This is a genomic window from Escherichia sp. F1, assembly GCF_046764225.1.
GTDB lineage: Bacteria > Pseudomonadota > Gammaproteobacteria > Enterobacterales > Enterobacteriaceae > Escherichia > Escherichia coli.
Genome location: NZ_CP177202.1, coordinates 2,242,498 through 2,259,866, shown reverse-complemented (window position 1 = coordinate 2,259,866; position 17,369 = coordinate 2,242,498). Strand labels below are relative to the sequence as shown.

Genomic DNA, 17,369 nt, shown 5'->3' with positions numbered 1-17,369 from the left:
CAGGAGCTGAAGTTAGGGTCTGGAGTGAAATGGAATGGCAACAATAAAAGATGTAGCGAAACGAGCAAACGTTTCCACTACAACTGTGTCACACGTGATCAACAAAACACGTTTCGTCGCTGAAGAAACGCGCAACGCCGTGTGGGCAGCGATCAAAGAATTACACTACTCCCCTAGCGCGGTGGCGCGTAGTCTGAAGGTTAACCACACCAAGTCTATCGGTTTGCTGGCGACCAGCAGCGAAGCGGCCTATTTTGCCGAGATCATTGAAGCGGTTGAAAAAAATTGCTTCCAGAAAGGTTACACCCTGATTCTGGGCAATGCGTGGAACAATCTTGAGAAACAGCGGGCTTATCTGTCGATGATGGCGCAAAAACGCGTCGATGGTCTGCTGGTGATGTGTTCTGAGTACCCAGAGCCGTTGCTGGCGATGCTGGAAGAGTATCGCCATATCCCAATGGTGGTGATGGACTGGGGTGAAGCAAAAGCTGACTTCACCGATGCGGTCATTGATAACGCGTTCGAAGGCGGTTACATGGCCGGGCGTTATCTGATAGAACGCGGTCACCGCGAAATCGGCGTTATCCCCGGCCCGCTGGAACGTAACACTGGCGCAGGCCGCCTTGCCGGTTTTATGAAGGCGATGGAAGAAGCGATGATCAAGGTGCCGGAAAGCTGGATTGTACAGGGTGACTTTGAACCTGAATCCGGTTATCGCGCCATGCAGCAAATCCTGTCGCAGCCGCATCGCCCTACTGCCGTCTTCTGTGGTGGCGATATCATGGCAATGGGCGCACTTTGTGCTGCTGATGAAATGGGTCTGCGCGTCCCGCAGGATGTTTCGCTGATCGGGTATGATAACGTGCGCAACGCCCGCTATTTTACGCCGGCGCTGACCACGATCCACCAGCCAAAAGATTCGCTGGGTGAAACGGCGTTCAACATGCTGTTGGATCGTATCGTCAACAAACGTGAAGAACCGCAGTCCATTGAAGTGCATCCGCGGTTGATTGAACGCCGCTCCGTGGCTGACGGCCCGTTCCGCGACTATCGTCGTTAATCACCCGTTGCGGGAGTCTCTTCCGGCTCCCGCAGCCACTCCTTATTCAGCGTCTCACTATCGCCGAGATACTCAAGCAACCAGGTTAACGCAGGCGACATATCATTTTGCTGCCATGTCAGACAACATGCCGAATCCGGGAAGGGGTTTTCCAGTTCTAGTGCTACCCACTTACCCTCATTAAGCCACGGTTTGGCGAAATGTGTTGGCACCATCCCTATGCATAATCCTGCCGAGATACAGGTTGCCGATGATTCCCAGTCAGGCACGACAAGTCTTTTTTGGTTATCCAGCAACCAGGTAATACGTTTAGGTAGCGTTCGCGAGGTGTCTTCGCGCACCAACGACGGCCAGTTGCGCAACGTATCATCGCTGAACGGGCCATCCATCAACGCCAGCGGGTGGTGACTGGCAACAACGCAACTCCAGCTTAGCATCCCCATATCCCGGAAGGCATAACGACCGCCTACCGGAATCGCGCGTGTTGCGCCAATCGCCAGTTCCACGCGCCCGTCGGAAAGCGCATCCCAGACACCGTTGAACACTTCCTGAAAGACAAGAAGTTCGACATCATCAAAATGGCGATAAAAATCAACGATCATCTGCCGTGTACGTTCTGGCCTGACAATATTATCCACTGCGATAGCTAACTGACCGCGCCAGCCGTTCGCTATCTGCTGACATTGCTGCCGGGTGATCTGCATTTTTTTGACAACAGAGCGCCCTTCTTTGAGAAACCACGCCCCGGCAGCGGTCAGTTCCACATCACGGTGACGTCGTTCAAACAGCGGCACCGCCAGCCACTCTTCCAGCTGACGCACGGTATAGCTGACCGCAGAAGGAACGCGATGCAACTCCTGTGCCGCAGCGCTAAAACTACCATTACGCGCTACCGCATCAACAACTTCGAGTGAATATTCTGACCACATAGTCTGCCTGCAAAATTTTTGAAACCAGTCATCAAATATTACCGTTTCACAACACTAATTTCACTCCCTACACTTTGCGGCGGTGTTTAATTGAGAGATTTAGAGAATATACATGCAACCTGGGAAAAGATTTTTAGTCTGGCTGGCGGGTTTGAGCGTACTCGGTTTTCTGGCAACCGATATGTATCTGCCTGCTTTCGCCGCCATACAGGCCGACCTGCAAACGCCTGCATCTGCTGTCAGTGCCAGCCTTAGTCTGTTCCTTGCCGGTTTTGCCGCAGCCCAGCTTCTGTGGGGGCCGCTCTCCGACCGTTATGGTCGTAAACCGGTATTATTAATCGGCCTGACAATTTTTGCGTTAGGTAGTCTGGGGATGCTGTGGGTAGAAAACGCCGCTACGCTGCTGGTATTGCGTTTTGTACAGGCTGTGGGTGTCTGCGCCGCGGCAGTTATCTGGCAAGCGTTAGTGACGGATTATTATCCTTCACAGAAAGTTAACCGTATTTTTGCGACCATCATGCCGCTGGTGGGTCTATCTCCGGCACTGGCTCCTCTGTTAGGAAGCTGGCTGCTGGTCCATTTTTCCTGGCAGGCGATTTTCGCCACCCTGTTTGCCATTACCGTGGTGCTGATTCTGCCTATTTTCTGGCTCAAACCCACGACGAAGGCCCGTAACAATAGTCAGGATGGTCTGACCTTTACCGACCTGCTACGTTCTAAAACCTATCGCGGCAACGTGCTGATATATGCGGCCTGTTCAGCCAGTTTTTTTGCATGGCTGACCGGCTCACCGTTCATCCTTAGTGAAATGGGCTACAGCCCGGCAGTTATTGGTTTAAGTTATGTCCCGCAAACTATCGCGTTTCTGATAGGTGGTTATGGCTGTCGCGCCGCACTGCAGAAATGGCAAGGCAAGCAGTTATTACCGTGGTTGCTGGTACTGTTTGCTGTCAGCGTCATTGCGACCTGGGCTGCGGGCTTCATTAGCCATGTGTCGCTAGTCGAAATCCTGATCCCATTCTGTGTGATGGCGATTGCCAATGGCGCGATCTACCCGATTGTTGTCGCCCAGGCGCTGCGTCCCTTCCCACATGCAACTGGTCGCGCCGCAGCGTTGCAAAACACTCTACAACTGGGTCTGTGCTTCCTCGCAAGTCTGGTAGTTTCCTGGCTTATCAGTATCAGCACGCCATTGCTCACCACCACCAGCGTGATGTTATCAACAGTAGTGCTGGTTGCTCTGGGTTACATGATGCAACGTTGTGAAGAAGTTGGCTGCCAGAATCATGGCAATGCCGAAGTCGCTCATAGCGAATCACACTGATCTATATCGATATACTTATACTTAGGCTGCTAACAAAATTTTGTTGTATGATTGAAATTAGCGGCCTATACTAATTTCGAGTTGTTAAAGCTACGATAAATATTATGTTTTTACGGGGACAGGATCGTTCCCGACTCGCTATGGATGGTCATTTCGGCAAGGGTTCCTCCTTTCCCTCTGTTCTACGTCGGATTATAGACTCGCGGTTTTTTCTGCGAGATTTCTCACAAAGCCCAAAAAGCGTCTACGCTGTTTTAAGGTTCTGATCACCGACCAGTGATGGAGAAACTATGAGTTCATCGTGTATAGAAGAAGTCAGTGTACCGGATGACAACTGGTACCGTATCGCCAACGAATTACTTAGCCGTGCCGGTATAGCCATTAACGGTTCTGCCCCGGCGGATATTCGTGTGAAAAACCCCGATTTTTTTAAACGCGTTCTGCAGGAAGGCTCTTTGGGGTTAGGCGAAAGTTATATGGATGGCTGGTGGGAATGTGACCGACTGGATATGTTTTTTAGCAAAGTCTTACGCGCAGGTCTCGAGAACCAACTCCCCCATCATTTCAAAGACACGCTGCGTATTGCCGGCGCTCGTCTCTTCAATCTTCAGAGTAAAAAACGTGCCTGGATAGTCGGCAAAGAGCATTACGATTTGGGTAATGACTTGTTCAGCCGCATGCTTGATCCCTTCATGCAATATTCCTGCGCTTACTGGAAAGATGCCGATAATCTGGAATCTGCCCAGCAGGCGAAGCTCAAAATGATTTGTGAAAAATTGCAGTTAAAACCAGGGATGCGCGTACTGGATATTGGCTGCGGCTGGGGCGGACTGGCGCACTACATGGCATCTAATTATGACGTAAGCGTGGTTGGCGTCACCATTTCTGCCGAACAGCAAAAAATGGCTCAGGAACGCTGTGAAGGCCTGGATGTCACCATTTTGCTGCAAGATTATCGTGACCTGAACGACCAGTTTGATCGTATTGTTTCTGTGGGGATGTTCGAGCACGTCGGACCGAAAAATTACGATACCTATTTTGCGGTGGTGGATCGTAATTTGAAACCGGAAGGCATATTCCTGCTCCATACTATCGGTTCGAAAAAAACCGATCTGAATGTTGATCCCTGGATTAATAAATATATTTTTCCGAACGGTTGCCTGCCCTCTGTACGCCAGATTGCTCAGTCCAGCGAACCCCACTTTGTGATGGAAGACTGGCATAACTTCGGTGCTGATTACGATACTACGTTGATGGCGTGGTATGAACGATTCCTCGCCGCATGGCCAGAAATTGCGGATAACTACAGTGAACGCTTTAAACGAATGTTTACCTATTATCTGAATGCCTGTGCAGGTGCTTTCCGCGCCCGTGATATTCAGCTCTGGCAGGTCGTGTTCTCACGCGGTGTTGAAAACGGCCTTCGAGTGGCTCGCTAAAGGCTATTCTATCGCCCCCTCTCCGGGGGCGATTTCAGATCAGGCTTCTGTACCTGATTGATTCATGGCATTTTCTCGTGCCGCCAGCACTCGTTCTACCGTATCTACCACTGCCTGAGTTTGTGGATCGATTTCAATGTTGACGCGTGCGCCAAGTTTTTTCTTCCCAAGAGTCGTGCGTTCCAGTGTTTCCGGAATTAAATGGACGCAAAAACGCGTTGGCGTGACTTCGCCGACGGTCAGGCTAATACCGTCGATGCCAATAAATCCTTTGTACAGAATATATTTCATCAACTGACTATCCTGGACTTTAAACCAGATCTGGCGATTATTTTCCGAGGTTAATATTTTCGCCACTTCAGCGGTGGTCATAATATGACCTGACATTAAGTGTCCGCCAATTTCATCACTGAATTTCGCTGCACGCTCAACGTTTACCCAATCCCCCACTTTTAAATCGCCAAGATTGGTAATGCGTAACGTTTCTTTCATCAGGTCAAAACTGACATGGTTGCCGTTAATTTCCGTCACGGTCAGGCAGCAACCGTTATGCGCCACGGAAGCACCGGTTTCCAGACCGTCCAGCATGTGGTCGGGTAACTCCACCACATGTGTGCGAAAATTTGGTTTCTCGTCAATCGACACCAGTTTTGCGGTGCCCTGTACAATCCCCGTAAACATACTTACAACTCCTGAAATCAGTTAAGACATTCTGTTCAGCACAATAGCAGGTGGCAAACGCCCTTACCAGTGAAGGGGTAAGAATGACTATTTTTTCACTGGAGAATTAATAAATCCTCGCTACAATAGACTGAATTTCCCCTGCTTCTTCTTTTTGCTGCCCATTCAGGCGGCTTTTTAGTCTCTCATATAACTACAAATAAAAGGTGTTCACGTGCAGAAGTATATCAGTGAAGCGCGTCTGTTATTAGCATTAGCAATCCCGGTGATTCTCGCGCAAATCGCCCAAACTGCGATGGGTTTTGTCGATACCGTGATGGCGGGCGGCTATAGTGCCACCGACATGGCGGCGGTCGCTATCGGTACTTCTATCTGGCTTCCGGCGATCCTCTTTGGTCACGGACTGCTGCTGGCATTAACGCCGGTTATCGCGCAATTAAATGGTTCCGGTCGACGTGAGCGCATTGCGCATCAGGTGCGACAAGGTTTCTGGCTGGCGGGTTTTGTTTCCGTTCTCATTATGCTGGTGCTGTGGAATGCAGGTTACATTATCCGCTCCATGGAAAACATCGATCCGGCTCTGGCGGACAAAGCCGTGGGTTATCTGCGTGCGTTGCTATGGGGCGCGCCGGGCTATCTTTTCTTCCAGGTTGCCCGTAACCAGTGTGAAGGTCTGGCCAAAACCAAGCCGGGTATGGTGATGGGCTTTATCGGCCTGCTGGTGAACATTCCGGTGAACTATATCTTTATTTATGGTCATTTCGGTATGCCTGAGCTCGGTGGCGTTGGTTGTGGCGTGGCTACTGCGGCGGTGTATTGGGTCATGTTCCTTGCCATGGTTTCTTACATTAAACGCGCCCGCTCCATGCGCGATATTCGTAACGAAAAAGGCACCGCTAAGCCCGATCCTGCGGTTATGAAACGACTGATTCAACTCGGTTTGCCGATTGCGCTGGCACTGTTCTTTGAAGTAACGCTGTTTGCCGTCGTGGCTCTGTTAGTGTCTCCGCTCGGTATTGTTGATGTCGCAGGACACCAGATTGCCCTGAACTTTAGTTCACTGATGTTTGTGCTTCCAATGTCGCTGGCGGCAGCGGTAACTATCCGCGTAGGTTATCGTCTGGGTCAGGGCTCAACGCTGGATGCGCAAACCGCTGCGCGGACCGGGCTTATGGTGGGTGTCTGTATGGCAACCCTGACGGCCATTTTCACGGTTTCACTGCGGGAGCAAATCGCCCTGTTGTACAACGACAATCCCGAGGTTGTAACGCTGGCTGCGCATTTGATGTTGCTGGCGGCGGTATATCAGATTTCTGACTCTATCCAGGTGATTGGCAGTGGGATTTTGCGTGGTTATAAAGATACGCGTTCCATTTTCTATATCACCTTTACGGCTTACTGGGTGCTGGGCTTGCCAAGCGGCTATATTCTGGCACTGACCGATCTGGTCGTTGAACCTATGGGGCCAGCAGGCTTCTGGATAGGCTTTATTATTGGCCTGACGTCGGCAGCCATTATGATGATGCTGCGTATGCGGTTCCTGCAACGTCTGCCGTCAGCCATCATTCTGCAACGAGCAGCTCGCTAGTAAAGACAAGGCGCAACCTTCACGGGTTGCGCCTGTGTTTTTACGCAGGCTGGAGCGTTGCGCCAATCCCGTCTTCGTCTGGCTGTAGTTTCAGTGCGTTACACAGAGTTTGCCGACTGGCATCTGTTATCTCAACGTGTATATCACCAGTAACTTCCCCTTTCACATTGATGAAGTCAGGTGAAATTTCTTTCGCACTGGTTTGCAGGCAAATCGCTCCCTCTCCGCGCAGGCGTTTCACTTTCAGTTGCACATGCGTTGCCGCACCAGTGATTAGCCACAGTTTTCCGCCATTTAGATTGATGCTACCAACACTGAAAGTGACACTGTCACCTTTTACCGTACTGCCGTCGAGAATCAATACACCGCCCTGCTGTACAGTAATCGTTGATTGTTGCAGATCTGCGCCATAGCCAATAATCATTGAAGCGCCGTCCAGTAATGCAACACTACCGGTCAGTTCAACCGGTGCGCGATCTTCCTCTACGACAAAATTTTCGTCCGCGCTGGTGGGTGACAACAGGATGACTGTCCCACCTTGTATTACCGCATTTTCCAGCGTACCGGCATGCACTTCAGCCCGACCTCCCACATTAACGGACAGGTTTTGCGTCTTACCGGAACTGTAGAGCTGAAGACCATCCGTCCCCAGACGATAAGTGGATCCATTCTCAACAATAGTGTCAGAGTCTTCACCACCGAGATTATTCATGGTGCCACCAGCAAGCAACGTATCACTGGCTTTCCCCGCCAGCATAAAAACGCCGCCCTGATTAATCTCACAATTGCTGGCTTCCCCACCTGGATACACCAACAATTCGCCACCTTCATCTACCACGACCGCTGAGGTTGTCCCATTGACCAACAGGCCGCCTTCTTGATCGAGAATGATTTTTTCCGCGCGATGGCCTTCCAGTACACGCAGGTTACCGCCATTTTCCAGCAACAAACCGCAGGCATAACCCTGATCAACGCTAAATTCACCTTCGGGATGGCGGCCATTAACCGTAGCGAGCGTAGAGAGACTAATTGCGCCTCCCTCTGACTGAACAATATCTGTGGCAATGGCACCGTCACTGACCGATAGCGTGCCATTGTTGCCGTACTGTGTGCATTTGGCGATCCCACCAGTTGCCACTTTCAACCAACCGGCCCCCGTGACCACGGTATTTTCGGCTCTTGCGCCAGCTTCAACAATTAACTCGCCTTCAGTAAGTTGCGTCGCGCCAATGACCTCGCCGGTCTTAACAATTTGCACGTTCCCGTCGCTCATCAAGTTTTTCGCATCAGATCCCATGATTTATTCCTTTGCTGCATCTGTGTGCCTTTATTGCTACCTAAGTGTAAAGGCTACGGAGGATTTATCCACGACAGATTTTGAGATGGTGGCAAACAACTCTGTTTAAACTCTGATACACAGATTATTGGGTTGTGTCAGATGTAAATGCGATCCTGAATAAAAATCGCCCTTGCAAATCAACAAAATATAGCCAATTTGCTTAAAAGCTCTGCAAACGGTCGAAATAGCGCAGAAAATTACGTTTTGCCTCTTGCCACCTTCCCACTCTGCCGCTAATATTCGTCCCCGTTGTCACCTACAACGTTGCGTTCATAGCTCAGTTGGTTAGAGCACCACCTTGACATGGTGGGGGTCGTTGGTTCGAGTCCAATTGAACGCACCATCCTGCGTCCGTAGCTCAGTTGGTTAGAGCACCACCTTGACATGGTGGGGGTCGGTGGTTCGAGTCCACTCGGACGCACCAGATTTTCTTAATCTGGTCTTCTCCTTTTTTCCCTCTGTTTCTTCTCTGTATCCAATACGTTAAAAGATTTACACTGTCTTCGTATGCGTTATCAGAAGGAGAATCGCTATGGCAACTTTGTTACAACTTCATTTTTCTTTCAATGGCCCATTTGGCGACGCAATGGCTGAGCAGCTTAAACCGCTTGCTGAGTCGATTAATCAGGAACCTGGTTTTCTGTGGAAGGTATGGACAGAAAGTGAAAAGAACCACGAAGCCGGTGGGATCTACCTTTTTACTGATGAAAAAAGCGCCCTTGCCTATCTGGAAAAACATACTGCCCGACTGAAAAATCTCGGCGTTGAGGAAGTTGTCGCCAAAGTTTTCGATGTCAATGAGCCACTTAGTCAAATCAATCAGGCAAAACTCGCCTGACAGAATTTAATCAAGGGCGGTTAGCGCCCTTTTCATCCCTGTCTGAAATTTCTCAAATTCTAAAAATCTCAACCAAACTTATCTGATAACACTAAATTCGAAAGAATGCGTACAGGTAAGTAACAATGAAAAAAATTGCTATTGTGGGTGCCGGGCCTACGGGGATCTACACCTTATTCTCGCTTCTACAGCAACAAACTCCACTTTCTATTTCTATCTTCGAGCAGGCTGATGAAGCCGGTGTCGGGATGCCATACAGTGATGAGGAAAACTCAAAACTGATGCTGGCAAATATTGCCAGTATTGAAATACCGCCGATTTATTGTACGTATCTCGAATGGCTACAAAAGCAAGAAGTCAGCCATCTCCAGCGTTATGGCGTTAAAAAAGAAACCTTGCACGATCGTCAGTTTTTACCGCGAATTCTGCTGGGCGAATATTTCCGCGATCAATTTTTACGATTAGTAGACCAGGCACGACAGCAAAAATTTGCGGTGGCTGTTTATGAATCATGCCAGGTTACCGATCTGCAAATTACAAATGCTGGCGTCATGCTCGCTACAAATCAGGATTTACCCAGCGAGACGTTTGATTTAGCAGTGATCGCGACGGGTCACGTCTGGCCTGATGAAGAAGAAGCAACCAGAACGTACTTTCCCAGCCCGTGGTCAGGCCTGATGGAAGCAAAGGTCGATGCGTGTAACGTGGGTATTATGGGAACATCCTTGAGCGGACTGGATGCGGCAATGGCAGTGGCTATTCAGCATGGTTCGTTCATTGAAGATGATAAACAACACGTCATTTTTCACCGCGATAACGCAAGTGAAAAGCTAAATATTATGTTAATGTCGCGCACAGGTATTTTACCCGAAGCCGATTTCTATTGCCCTATTCCCTACGAGCCCTTACACATCGTCACTGATCAGGCATTAAATGCTGAGATTCAAAAAGGCGAATATGGCCTTTTGGATCGGGTATTTAGATTGATAGTAGAGGAAATCAAGTTTGCTGATCCAGGCTGGAGCCAACGCATAGCCTTAGAGAGCCTGAATGTCGACTCCTTTGCTCAAGCCTGGTTTGCCGAGCGCAAACAACGCGACCCATTTGACTGGGCAGAAAAAAATCTCCAGGAAGTCGAACGCAATAAACGAGAAAAACATACTGTTCCCTGGCGTTATGTCATTCTGCGCCTGCATGAAGCCGTACAGGAAATTGTTCCTCATCTGAATGAACACGACCATAAACGGTTCAGTAAAGGCCTTGCCCGGGTTTTCATCGATAATTATGCGGCAATCCCTTCAGAGTCTATTCGTCGACTACTGGCCTTACGTGAAGCGGGAATCATTCATATTCTCGCCCTCGGTGAAGACTACGAAATGGAAATTAATGAGTCGCGCACCGTCCTGAAAACGGAAGACAACAGCTACTCGTTTGACGTTTTTATTGATGCCCGCGGGCAGCGTCCGCTTAAAGTGAAAGATATTCCTTTCCCTGGACTACGCGAACAATTACAGAAAACAGGGGATGAAATCCCTGATGTTGGCGAAGATTATACGCTACAGCAACCCGAAGAAATTCGTGGGCGCGTAGCGTTCGGCGCGTTGCCCTGGTTGATGCACGACCAGCCATTCGTACAGGGACTTACGGCATGTGCAGAAATTGGTGAGGCGATGGCTCAGGCGGTCGTAAATCCTGCATCCCGTGCTCGTCGGCGTCTTTCGTTTGATCAAATGTAAAGCTATCAGCACTCAACAAACTGATGCTGTTCATTAAGGCGATAGCGGACTCCAGCTCGAATATTGTTTTCACCTTCAATGGCGACGGCGAAGCGAACTCTTTCGCCGTCATGATATGCCAGTGCGGCGCTTCCTCCTGGCCCGAGAATAATTGAGTCGACCACGCCCGTGCTCACTATTGTTGAATCTTCACCGCTGGCAATGATGTGTACATTGTCGCCGCTGTTGGCAATTCTGGCGTTTGCGCCAAAGCTGGCGATTTGCACCAGGTCACCATTACTGGCGACATGACATCGTTCACCCAATGTACAAACGCGTACTCGCATTCCAGTATTCGCAATCCGACTACTATCTCCAGCGCTGCTTATCCGCGAAGAATTACCGGTTACAGCAACCCGTGCGCGTTCACCGGAGCTGCCAATGTGACTGTTAAAGCCGACACTTCCAATCCGCACGCTATAACCCATACTGGCAATTTGTGCAGCATACCCAGCGGTTGCGATTCTGGCGTTATCGTCACAACAGCCGATGCGAGCATGATCGTCGCTGCGGGCAAACTGACTGCAAAATGCTCTCTCTCCGGGATCTGTGGCCAATTTTTGCATAGAGGAAACTTCCTGATGCGCGAAGTTTTCATCCGCCAGCCATTTTTTCCACGCATACTCAACCAGACTCTCCGCCCAGTCCGTATATCCTTCCTCAATCAGTGCATGATGAATATCGGCATAACTACCGCCGCGTGGGAAATGGCGCAGGAACCAGCGATACATCACCGCTCCGATACGCCATTCTCGCAGGTCTGCTCGTGTAATGATCATTCGTTAGTGCCGGTGATAGCCATCGACCATGCTTTTAAAGGTTTCGTGTGGCGTACGCCCCGTGGTGCAAAGATAAAGATGACCGAAGATAAAAAAGAGGCTTATAAATGCCAGAGCAAAATGCGCCTGCAATAACCAGTATCTTACGCCAGGAAACACATCTCCCACGGCTTGCGGATAGAGACACAGCAGCCCCGTCAATAGTAACAACGGCAGCAATCCATACATGACACCAACATAGGCGACCTGCTGTAAGGGATTAAATTTAGACTGTGTTGTTGCCGGGAAAGGATGTTCTTCCCCCTGCATAATACCAAACAAATAAAATCGCGTTTGTTTTGCCGCTCGCTCCAGCCAACCCTGACGACGAATGCGATAGTGGTGACCATTACCCCCAACGGCATTGATCAGAACAAAGCCAAGCCAGCATGCCAGTAACAAAAATCCGCAAACTTCATGCACCGCAACCAGACTTTTAACCGCAGTTGCGCCCACCAGCGCAAAGTGATTTATCAGCCCACTTGCCAGCAACAATACAAAGAGTAACGCATTCGACCAGTGCCATAATCTGACCGCTTTGCTGTAAAGATAAATCTTCTCACCATGATCGGTGGCTGATTTCTTCACGCCACGAGCACGAAGCAAGGCATGCAGCCCCAGCACCAACCACATCCCAACCAGCAATAGTCCGGCAATGATCAACCACACCGGCCAAAATTCGGGAGTGAACTGTGGCACATAGTTCGCCAACAGGCTCTGAAACTGTTCAGCATGTTGCGACGGGTTCATACATTTTCCTTTTTAATCAAATGTTGACCGAATCGGCGATACAGATGCGGTTTCCCGGCACCAGGTAGCTGATATTGATAGTATTTATTTTCTTGCAACCACGCTTGAATTTCTGGGCTATCTTCGCGACCAAAGATCAATGCATGTTCCGGGCAGGCGCTAACGCAAATGGGCGGAAAGCCTTTTGCCAGTCGGGACTCAGCGCAGAAATCACATTTATCTGCCACTTTAGTGACAGGGTTAAGGTAGCGAACCTGATACGGGCAAGCGCCAATGCAATAACTGCAGCCGATGCACTGCGATTTTTCTACCCGCACGATCCCCTGCTCATCACGCCACGACGCCCCTGTCGGGCAAACGTCGATGCAAGGAGCATCTTCACAGTGCTGGCATGACTGGCGAAAAAAGTGATACTGCGTTTCGTTGTCGTTATCGGTGACTGGAATGTGTGCTATCGATAAACGGCTTCCCTGAGCGGGGACGTGGTTAGTTTTACGGCATGCGCGGGCGCAAATATTACAGCCATTGCACCGTGACTCGTCATGAATCATGGCATACCGAACTTCCTTTTCTTGCCTCGTGTTCGCTAACAGAGAAGACGCAGAACCAGTAAAAAAGATTACTGTTCCCATCCCCAGAACAAATTTGCGTCGAGTGAAGGACATCTGATTATCCCCTAATGCAGTGGCTGCTACTGTCCACCCTATCCATGACATCTCCCTGAAATTTCAGGGGTTCTGAAACTGCTCTACCTCGAACCATTCGCATAAGCCATACGCCTTGCCATAGGTCATAAATCGCTCGCTAAACAAGTACAACACCGCCGTCGATGACTCCACCTGCCGTATATCGGCATATTCAGGTGCAATATCCATCGCGGCGATCGCGGCTTCAATCTGCGCTTCCTGGAAGTAATATGGCGCTTGCATCAGCATGGCGACTTTGTAAGGACGAGGATACGTCTGGCACTCAAAACGAACGGCGTGTGCAATGGCGCGACAAATGTCCTGCTCCACAACTTGCAAAGACATCGCCGCGTAGTTTTCACTCATGGCCTGCGTTGAGTAATAGTAATCATCCTGGCTTCCCGTCAAACAAGCGATATCCGCGTGGTCTCCGTTCTGCTTAATGCTTTCCAGCAAAACTGACAGTTCCTCTTCTGCAACCGAATAGGGTGGCGAGAGAAACACGGCGCGCGCCACCAGCTGCCCAGCCGCAGAATGCTGACGAATGAACTCTGCCAGGATTTCAGCCGGTTCTGGTTCGGTTACCGTATCAACGGGGTGACGCATCCCCTGCAACCATTGCCGCTTCGCCTCGTCAATTTCGCTGACTTCCGCTAACGGCAAGACATCCTGATGGTTCATCTCACCCATTCCTTATGCAGGCAGTAGATTGTGTGCTGCCAGATCGGCGGCAATATCTTCCAGCCCCAGACGCTGCAATGTTTCGCGGGTCGGACAACCAAGCTGTGGGTCCCAGCCCATTTCTTTGTAGAACATCGTGAGCGAAGCATGCATATCGTCACGATCCATTTTGTCAGTACCTTCAGTAAAGGCCGGGATCTGCGGATCCTTGTCGAATACCCAGGAACAGATAAGATCGTGTTCATTACGCATATCTTTGGTTTGCATCAGTTTTACCGTGTAGGCGCGATGCAACGTAAAGATACGCTCTGCAGCTAAATCTAATTTTTCCTGAGTCATATCTTCGCCAGTGATCGCTTTGAAGAATTTGGCTTCAAGCGCCAGATCGCCCCGGTAATTACGGTTTTTCAGCGGCGAAACGGTCATTGGCCAGACCCAGTTGCACAGGGTGACGGCGTTATGCAAACAGACCCGCAACAGCGACCACTTAGCATATTTAATTTTTGCGTCATTGATTGGCGTGTAGTTTTTGGTTTCATCGTAAGCATCTTCAGAACCAAAAAGTTCTTTCGCCACTTCACGTTGCAGTTTCAATGGCAAGCCGGAACCAATAAAGTTGATATGGGTATGCGTCATGCAGTCACGGTTGAACATACAGTTAACAATGGAGCCGACCTGCGCTGACGCTTCATTGGCGTGGTGAACTGGATAGCCAAACGGCGACCAGAGTTTATTTTTCGCGTAGCCCCAATACTCTTCACCCAAATTCCAGCGTTCTGCGATGGCATATGAACCATCAGCCAGGTGACTCAGCTCACCCACGCGATGCGCCAGACGGTAGTAAAAATCTTTAATGAAGTTAACGTCACCCGCTTCCAGTTGATCCCAGCGAATTTCCGCATACTCTTCAGCAGGCAGAACACGCTTGAACACCCCTTTGCTGTAACAATAGGTAAAGTCGCGATGTAGCTGACCGTAGTTACACCATAGCCCGTAGTCATCGAACAGATTCAGACCAACCAGGTTACCAATCACACGACCATCGTCTTTATCTTCAAAATCTTTCGGACCGTTCGGGAAGATGGTGGTATGGACAAAGTTGGCTACACAAGTGTTACCACCTGTGCTGGGCACGCCAAACTCTTTCACCCGAGGAATATTCATTTGGGTCATACAACGGATCGGGCAAGAGTGGCAGCCGCTCATTTTTACTGTGTATTTCTCTGCCGCCGGACCTAAGTCAAAAACGGATTTATAGGTACGAAAGCCGACCGTGTTCTGATTGCCTGGCGGAATTTCCCCCGTTTCAATCGGACCACCTTCAGCCGCCCCCCAAAACAGCCCTTTACGTGCTGTCCAACGTGACTTGGGATCTGAATACTCTGCCCACGATTGCGGCGTACTTGGCACGACATGGTTGTTATTCGCACCGATAAGTTCAGTCATCATGTAATCGTTGAGACGCTTCATCTCCTGACGATCGGCAATGTTTACCCCTTTCGTCCCTTCAACCGCAATCGCTTTCAGGTTTTTCGAACCCATTATTGCGCCAGTTCCCGCACCACCGCTGTGGTTACGGCTATTCAACATGCCAGAGAGAGGAACAAGGTTTTCCCCAGCCTGACCAATAGCCGCCACACAGGTTTCAGGGCTGGTCAATCGACAAATCTCTTCCGTAGTTGCGCGTGTCCCTTTTCCCCATAAGAAATCGGCTTTTTCCAGGCTAACTTTGTCATCTTTAATATTCAGCCATACCGGTGATTTCGCTTTCCCTTCGATAATAATGACGTCGTATCCAGCGAATTTCATTTGCGCTGCAAAAAAGCCCCCCATATGGGCATCGACGACTAAATTTCCTTTGGTAAAAGTAGAAAGTGAGGTGATATTTACGCGAGAACTACAGGGGGCACCAGATCCAGTTAATGGGCCGGTAGCAAAGACTAATTTATTCGCTTCATCGAAAGGTTTCGTGCCTGGCGGTACTTCGTCATACATAATTTTGTAGCCGAAGCCCATACCACCGACAAAACTTTTAAACTTACTGGAATCTTCGAGGGTAATATTTCCTGTCGTGAGATTGACTCTTAATATATTACCTGTCCAACCGTTAGCCATGATTTTTTCCTTTGCAAGATTCACACAGTAATATCTTTCCACTCGATAATTTTTAACGCCCCTGTTGGGCAGGCGTTTGCGCATTCACCGCATAACACACATTTCGAGGATTTTTTACTTTCGGCATTTACGGTGGCCATCATCCACGGGCATGCCGTAGTACAGGCGCTACAGCCAATACAACGTTTATGATCGACGGTAATACACCCTTCTTTCTGCTGCCAGGTAATCGCACCAATCGGGCAGACGTTCATGCATTGCGGCTCTTTGCATTGACGGCAGGTGTCCGCGGTATAGTTGAGATCGCCATACAGGCCGCCGCCAGAGCCAACCCCGTTGTCGCCAAAGAAATAATTGCGATGGATTTTGATACGGGAGAAGAATGTCCCTACTGAGCCATCGTTGAAGTTGGTACAAGAGATTTCACAGCGGTGGCAACCCGTGCATCGCGCTCGCTGGGTCACCAGCACCCCTTTGGGTGTATTTATCAACCCTACTGTGCCGCTATCAATATCTTCCTGTTTGCAACCCAAAAGTGACAGTAACGCAGGGGCAATTGTTAGACCAGCAAGGCCTTTTCCTGATATACGCAAGAATTCTAATCGCGTTAAGCCAATATCTAATAGTGGACGATCAACCGGGTTCATTTATTTCGCATCCTCTTCGCAAACACAGTGCTGACAATTCAGCAGCCTGATATTAAGCATTCAACTAATACGCTGCTGACTCTGTCCCCAACACCAGATATTTTCCCTAACCCGATAGTGTATGAGAAAAGATTTAACGCCGATAAACTAATCCTTTATGGTTAGGAGAAAAAATAATGTGATTATTCTGAGCCCTTAACATTGATCGTTATCAATTAAAATTACAAAGCAAGAAATTATAAGTGAACTGATATTTATTATCATTTGAAATAAATTTAACTTAAGCGACAATTATTTGTGACGTTCATTGCAGAAAATAAAAATAACATTATCGCTATAAATTAAAATACATACCGAAATTCGTATAATTTCAGCAGTTGTTATTTAGAATGATTAACTGGACCGCAACTGAAGCAAGAATATCAGGATGAAGCTTATCGCCTCATCCTGAATGGTCATTTTACCAGTGCGTTAATGACGGTTTCCATCGCCTGCTTTTCCAGCTCACTGCGCTGAATGCGTTTATTGGCTAATGCTGTACGTAATACGCCTGCGATAACAATATGCTTTGGTTCCTGCCCCAGATCGCGCATTTCCAGCACAACTTTACCGACAACTCTGCACATTTCTCGGTACAGTTCATCCTCTTTTGTCCGATTTCCCATTCTTTATACCTATTTATCATGCCAACTATCAGCA

The 17,369-nt window shown here is 49.2% G+C and carries 16 protein-coding genes and 2 tRNA genes; 8 read left to right on the top strand and 10 right to left on the bottom strand.

Annotation, left to right across the window (positions count from 1 at the left end; all coding sequences use genetic code 11):
* The first annotated feature begins 34 nt into the window (after window positions 1–34).
* A complete protein-coding gene (gene purR, locus ACK8NJ_RS10945) occupies window positions 35–1,060 on the top strand; it encodes an HTH-type transcriptional repressor PurR (RefSeq protein ID WP_000190982.1) in 1,026 nt (341 codons plus the stop codon).
* Here purR and punR read toward each other — a convergent pair.
* A complete protein-coding gene (punR, locus tag ACK8NJ_RS10940) occupies window positions 1,057–1,989 on the bottom strand; it encodes a DNA-binding transcriptional activator PunR (RefSeq protein WP_000269493.1) in 933 nt (310 codons plus the stop codon). The two genes, purR and punR, sit on opposite strands and share 4 nt — an antisense overlap.
* Window positions 1,990–2,101: 112 nt before the next feature.
* Here punR and punC point away from each other — a divergent pair, with 112 nt between their 5' ends.
* Both punC and cfa read left to right on the top strand, forming a co-directional pair.
* Window positions 2,102–3,313, top strand: a complete 1,212-nt coding sequence (punC, locus tag ACK8NJ_RS10935; protein WP_001182363.1) for a purine nucleoside transporter PunC — start codon at window positions 2,102–2,104, stop codon at window positions 3,311–3,313.
* Between the two features lie 290 nt (window positions 3,314–3,603).
* Window positions 3,604–4,752 (top strand): cyclopropane fatty acyl phospholipid synthase, encoded by a 1,149-nt coding sequence (cfa, locus tag ACK8NJ_RS10930; RefSeq protein ID WP_000098896.1) that lies wholly within the window; start codon window positions 3,604–3,606, stop codon window positions 4,750–4,752.
* Window positions 4,753–4,791: 39 nt separating this feature from the next.
* Here cfa and ribE read toward each other — a convergent pair whose 3' ends face one another.
* Window positions 4,792–5,433, bottom strand: a complete 642-nt coding sequence (gene ribE / locus ACK8NJ_RS10925; RefSeq protein ID WP_000493949.1) for a riboflavin synthase — start codon at window positions 5,431–5,433, stop codon at window positions 4,792–4,794.
* Between the two features lie 214 nt (window positions 5,434–5,647).
* Here ribE and mdtK point away from each other — a divergent pair, with 214 nt between their 5' ends.
* Complete coding sequence (mdtK, locus tag ACK8NJ_RS10920) at window positions 5,648–7,021, top strand: multidrug efflux MATE transporter MdtK (protein ID WP_001174939.1); 1,374 nt, start codon at window positions 5,648–5,650, stop codon at window positions 7,019–7,021.
* A 40-nt stretch (window positions 7,022–7,061) separates the two neighbouring features.
* Here the strand turns inward: mdtK and ACK8NJ_RS10915 are convergent, their stop codons facing one another.
* Complete coding sequence (locus tag ACK8NJ_RS10915) at window positions 7,062–8,318, bottom strand: AIDA repeat-containing protein (protein WP_000534245.1); 1,257 nt, start codon at window positions 8,316–8,318, stop codon at window positions 7,062–7,064.
* A gap of 308 nt (window positions 8,319–8,626) precedes the next feature.
* On the opposite strand from ACK8NJ_RS10915, the gene ACK8NJ_RS10910 reads away from it, so the two are divergent.
* The 4 genes from ACK8NJ_RS10910 to ACK8NJ_RS10895 all read left to right on the top strand — a co-directional run bounded on the left by ACK8NJ_RS10910 (window position 8,627) and on the right by ACK8NJ_RS10895 (window position 10,934).
* Window positions 8,627–8,703, top strand: a tRNA-Val gene (locus tag ACK8NJ_RS10910).
* 4 nt (window positions 8,704–8,707) lie between these two features.
* Window positions 8,708–8,784, top strand: a tRNA-Val gene (locus ACK8NJ_RS10905).
* A 108-nt stretch (window positions 8,785–8,892) separates the two neighbouring features.
* The gene (locus ACK8NJ_RS10900) at window positions 8,893–9,198 is read left to right on the top strand and encodes a monooxygenase (protein ID WP_000212678.1); all 306 of its coding nucleotides are present in this window, start codon (window positions 8,893–8,895) and stop codon (window positions 9,196–9,198) included.
* 125 nt (window positions 9,199–9,323) lie between these two features.
* Window positions 9,324–10,934 carry an FAD-NAD(P)-binding protein gene (locus ACK8NJ_RS10895; protein WP_411962443.1) on the top strand — a complete coding sequence of 537 codons (1,611 nt, stop codon included), beginning with the start codon at window positions 9,324–9,326 and terminating at the stop codon, window positions 10,932–10,934.
* Between the two features lie 5 nt (window positions 10,935–10,939).
* On the opposite strand, the gene ydhT is transcribed toward ACK8NJ_RS10895, so the two are convergent.
* The 7 genes from ydhT to fumD form a co-directional block, all read right to left on the bottom strand.
* Complete coding sequence (gene ydhT / locus ACK8NJ_RS10890) at window positions 10,940–11,752, bottom strand: protein YdhT (protein WP_072648311.1); 813 nt, start codon at window positions 11,750–11,752, stop codon at window positions 10,940–10,942.
* Window positions 11,753–11,755: 3 nt separating this feature from the next.
* Window positions 11,756–12,541, bottom strand: a complete 786-nt coding sequence (phsC, locus tag ACK8NJ_RS10885) for a thiosulfate reductase cytochrome B subunit (protein ID WP_001559187.1) — start codon at window positions 12,539–12,541, stop codon at window positions 11,756–11,758.
* Complete coding sequence (locus tag ACK8NJ_RS10880; protein WP_001602609.1) at window positions 12,538–13,206, bottom strand: 4Fe-4S dicluster domain-containing protein; 669 nt, start codon at window positions 13,204–13,206, stop codon at window positions 12,538–12,540. Before ACK8NJ_RS10880 ends, phsC begins: the two co-directional genes overlap by 4 nt.
* A 63-nt stretch (window positions 13,207–13,269) precedes the next feature.
* Window positions 13,270–13,908, bottom strand: coding sequence for a YdhW family putative oxidoreductase system protein (locus ACK8NJ_RS10875; protein WP_001559190.1), 639 nt, complete (start codon window positions 13,906–13,908; stop codon window positions 13,270–13,272).
* Between the two features lie 12 nt (window positions 13,909–13,920).
* Window positions 13,921–16,023: an aldehyde ferredoxin oxidoreductase gene (locus tag ACK8NJ_RS10870; RefSeq protein WP_001559192.1), complete on the bottom strand. Its 2,103-nt coding sequence runs from the start codon at window positions 16,021–16,023 to the stop codon at window positions 13,921–13,923.
* A 20-nt stretch (window positions 16,024–16,043) separates the two neighbouring features.
* Window positions 16,044–16,670 (bottom strand): ferredoxin-like protein, encoded by a 627-nt coding sequence (locus ACK8NJ_RS10865; RefSeq protein WP_063086044.1) that lies wholly within the window; start codon window positions 16,668–16,670, stop codon window positions 16,044–16,046.
* Window positions 16,671–17,125: 455 nt separating this feature from the next.
* On the bottom strand, window positions 17,126–17,335 hold the full coding sequence (fumD, locus tag ACK8NJ_RS10860) for a fumarate hydratase FumD (RefSeq protein ID WP_000528342.1): 210 nt from the start codon (window positions 17,333–17,335) through the stop codon (window positions 17,126–17,128).
* Window positions 17,336–17,369: the final 34 nt, after the last annotated feature.

Bases quoted from the DNA above. Each gene is read 5' to 3' on its own strand.
- punC (WP_001182363.1), top strand. From the start codon at position 2,102: ATGCAACCTGGGAAAAGATTTTTAGTCTGGCTGGCGGGTTTGAGCGTA.
- punR (WP_000269493.1), bottom strand. From the start codon at position 1,989: ATGTGGTCAGAATATTCACTCGAAGTTGTTGATGCGGTAGCGCGTAAT.
- cfa (WP_000098896.1), top strand. From the start codon at position 3,604: ATGAGTTCATCGTGTATAGAAGAAGTCAGTGTACCGGATGACAACTGG.
- ACK8NJ_RS10895 (WP_411962443.1), top strand. From the start codon at position 9,324: ATGAAAAAAATTGCTATTGTGGGTGCCGGGCCTACGGGGATCTACACC.
- ACK8NJ_RS10875 (WP_001559190.1), bottom strand. From the start codon at position 13,908: ATGAACCATCAGGATGTCTTGCCGTTAGCGGAAGTCAGCGAAATTGAC.
- ACK8NJ_RS10880 (WP_001602609.1), bottom strand. From the start codon at position 13,206: ATGTCCTTCACTCGACGCAAATTTGTTCTGGGGATGGGAACAGTAATC.
- ACK8NJ_RS10865 (WP_063086044.1), bottom strand. From the start codon at position 16,670: ATGAACCCGGTTGATCGTCCACTATTAGATATTGGCTTAACGCGATTA.
- fumD (WP_000528342.1), bottom strand. From the start codon at position 17,335: ATGGGAAATCGGACAAAAGAGGATGAACTGTACCGAGAAATGTGCAGA.
- phsC (WP_001559187.1), bottom strand. From the start codon at position 12,541: ATGAACCCGTCGCAACATGCTGAACAGTTTCAGAGCCTGTTGGCGAAC.
- ACK8NJ_RS10870 (WP_001559192.1), bottom strand. From the start codon at position 16,023: ATGGCTAACGGTTGGACAGGTAATATATTAAGAGTCAATCTCACGACA.
- ACK8NJ_RS10915 (WP_000534245.1), bottom strand. From the start codon at position 8,318: ATGGGATCTGATGCGAAAAACTTGATGAGCGACGGGAACGTGCAAATT.
- purR (WP_000190982.1), top strand. From the start codon at position 35: ATGGCAACAATAAAAGATGTAGCGAAACGAGCAAACGTTTCCACTACA.
- ACK8NJ_RS10900 (WP_000212678.1), top strand. From the start codon at position 8,893: ATGGCAACTTTGTTACAACTTCATTTTTCTTTCAATGGCCCATTTGGC.
- ydhT (WP_072648311.1), bottom strand. From the start codon at position 11,752: ATGATCATTACACGAGCAGACCTGCGAGAATGGCGTATCGGAGCGGTG.
- ribE (WP_000493949.1), bottom strand. From the start codon at position 5,433: ATGTTTACGGGGATTGTACAGGGCACCGCAAAACTGGTGTCGATTGAC.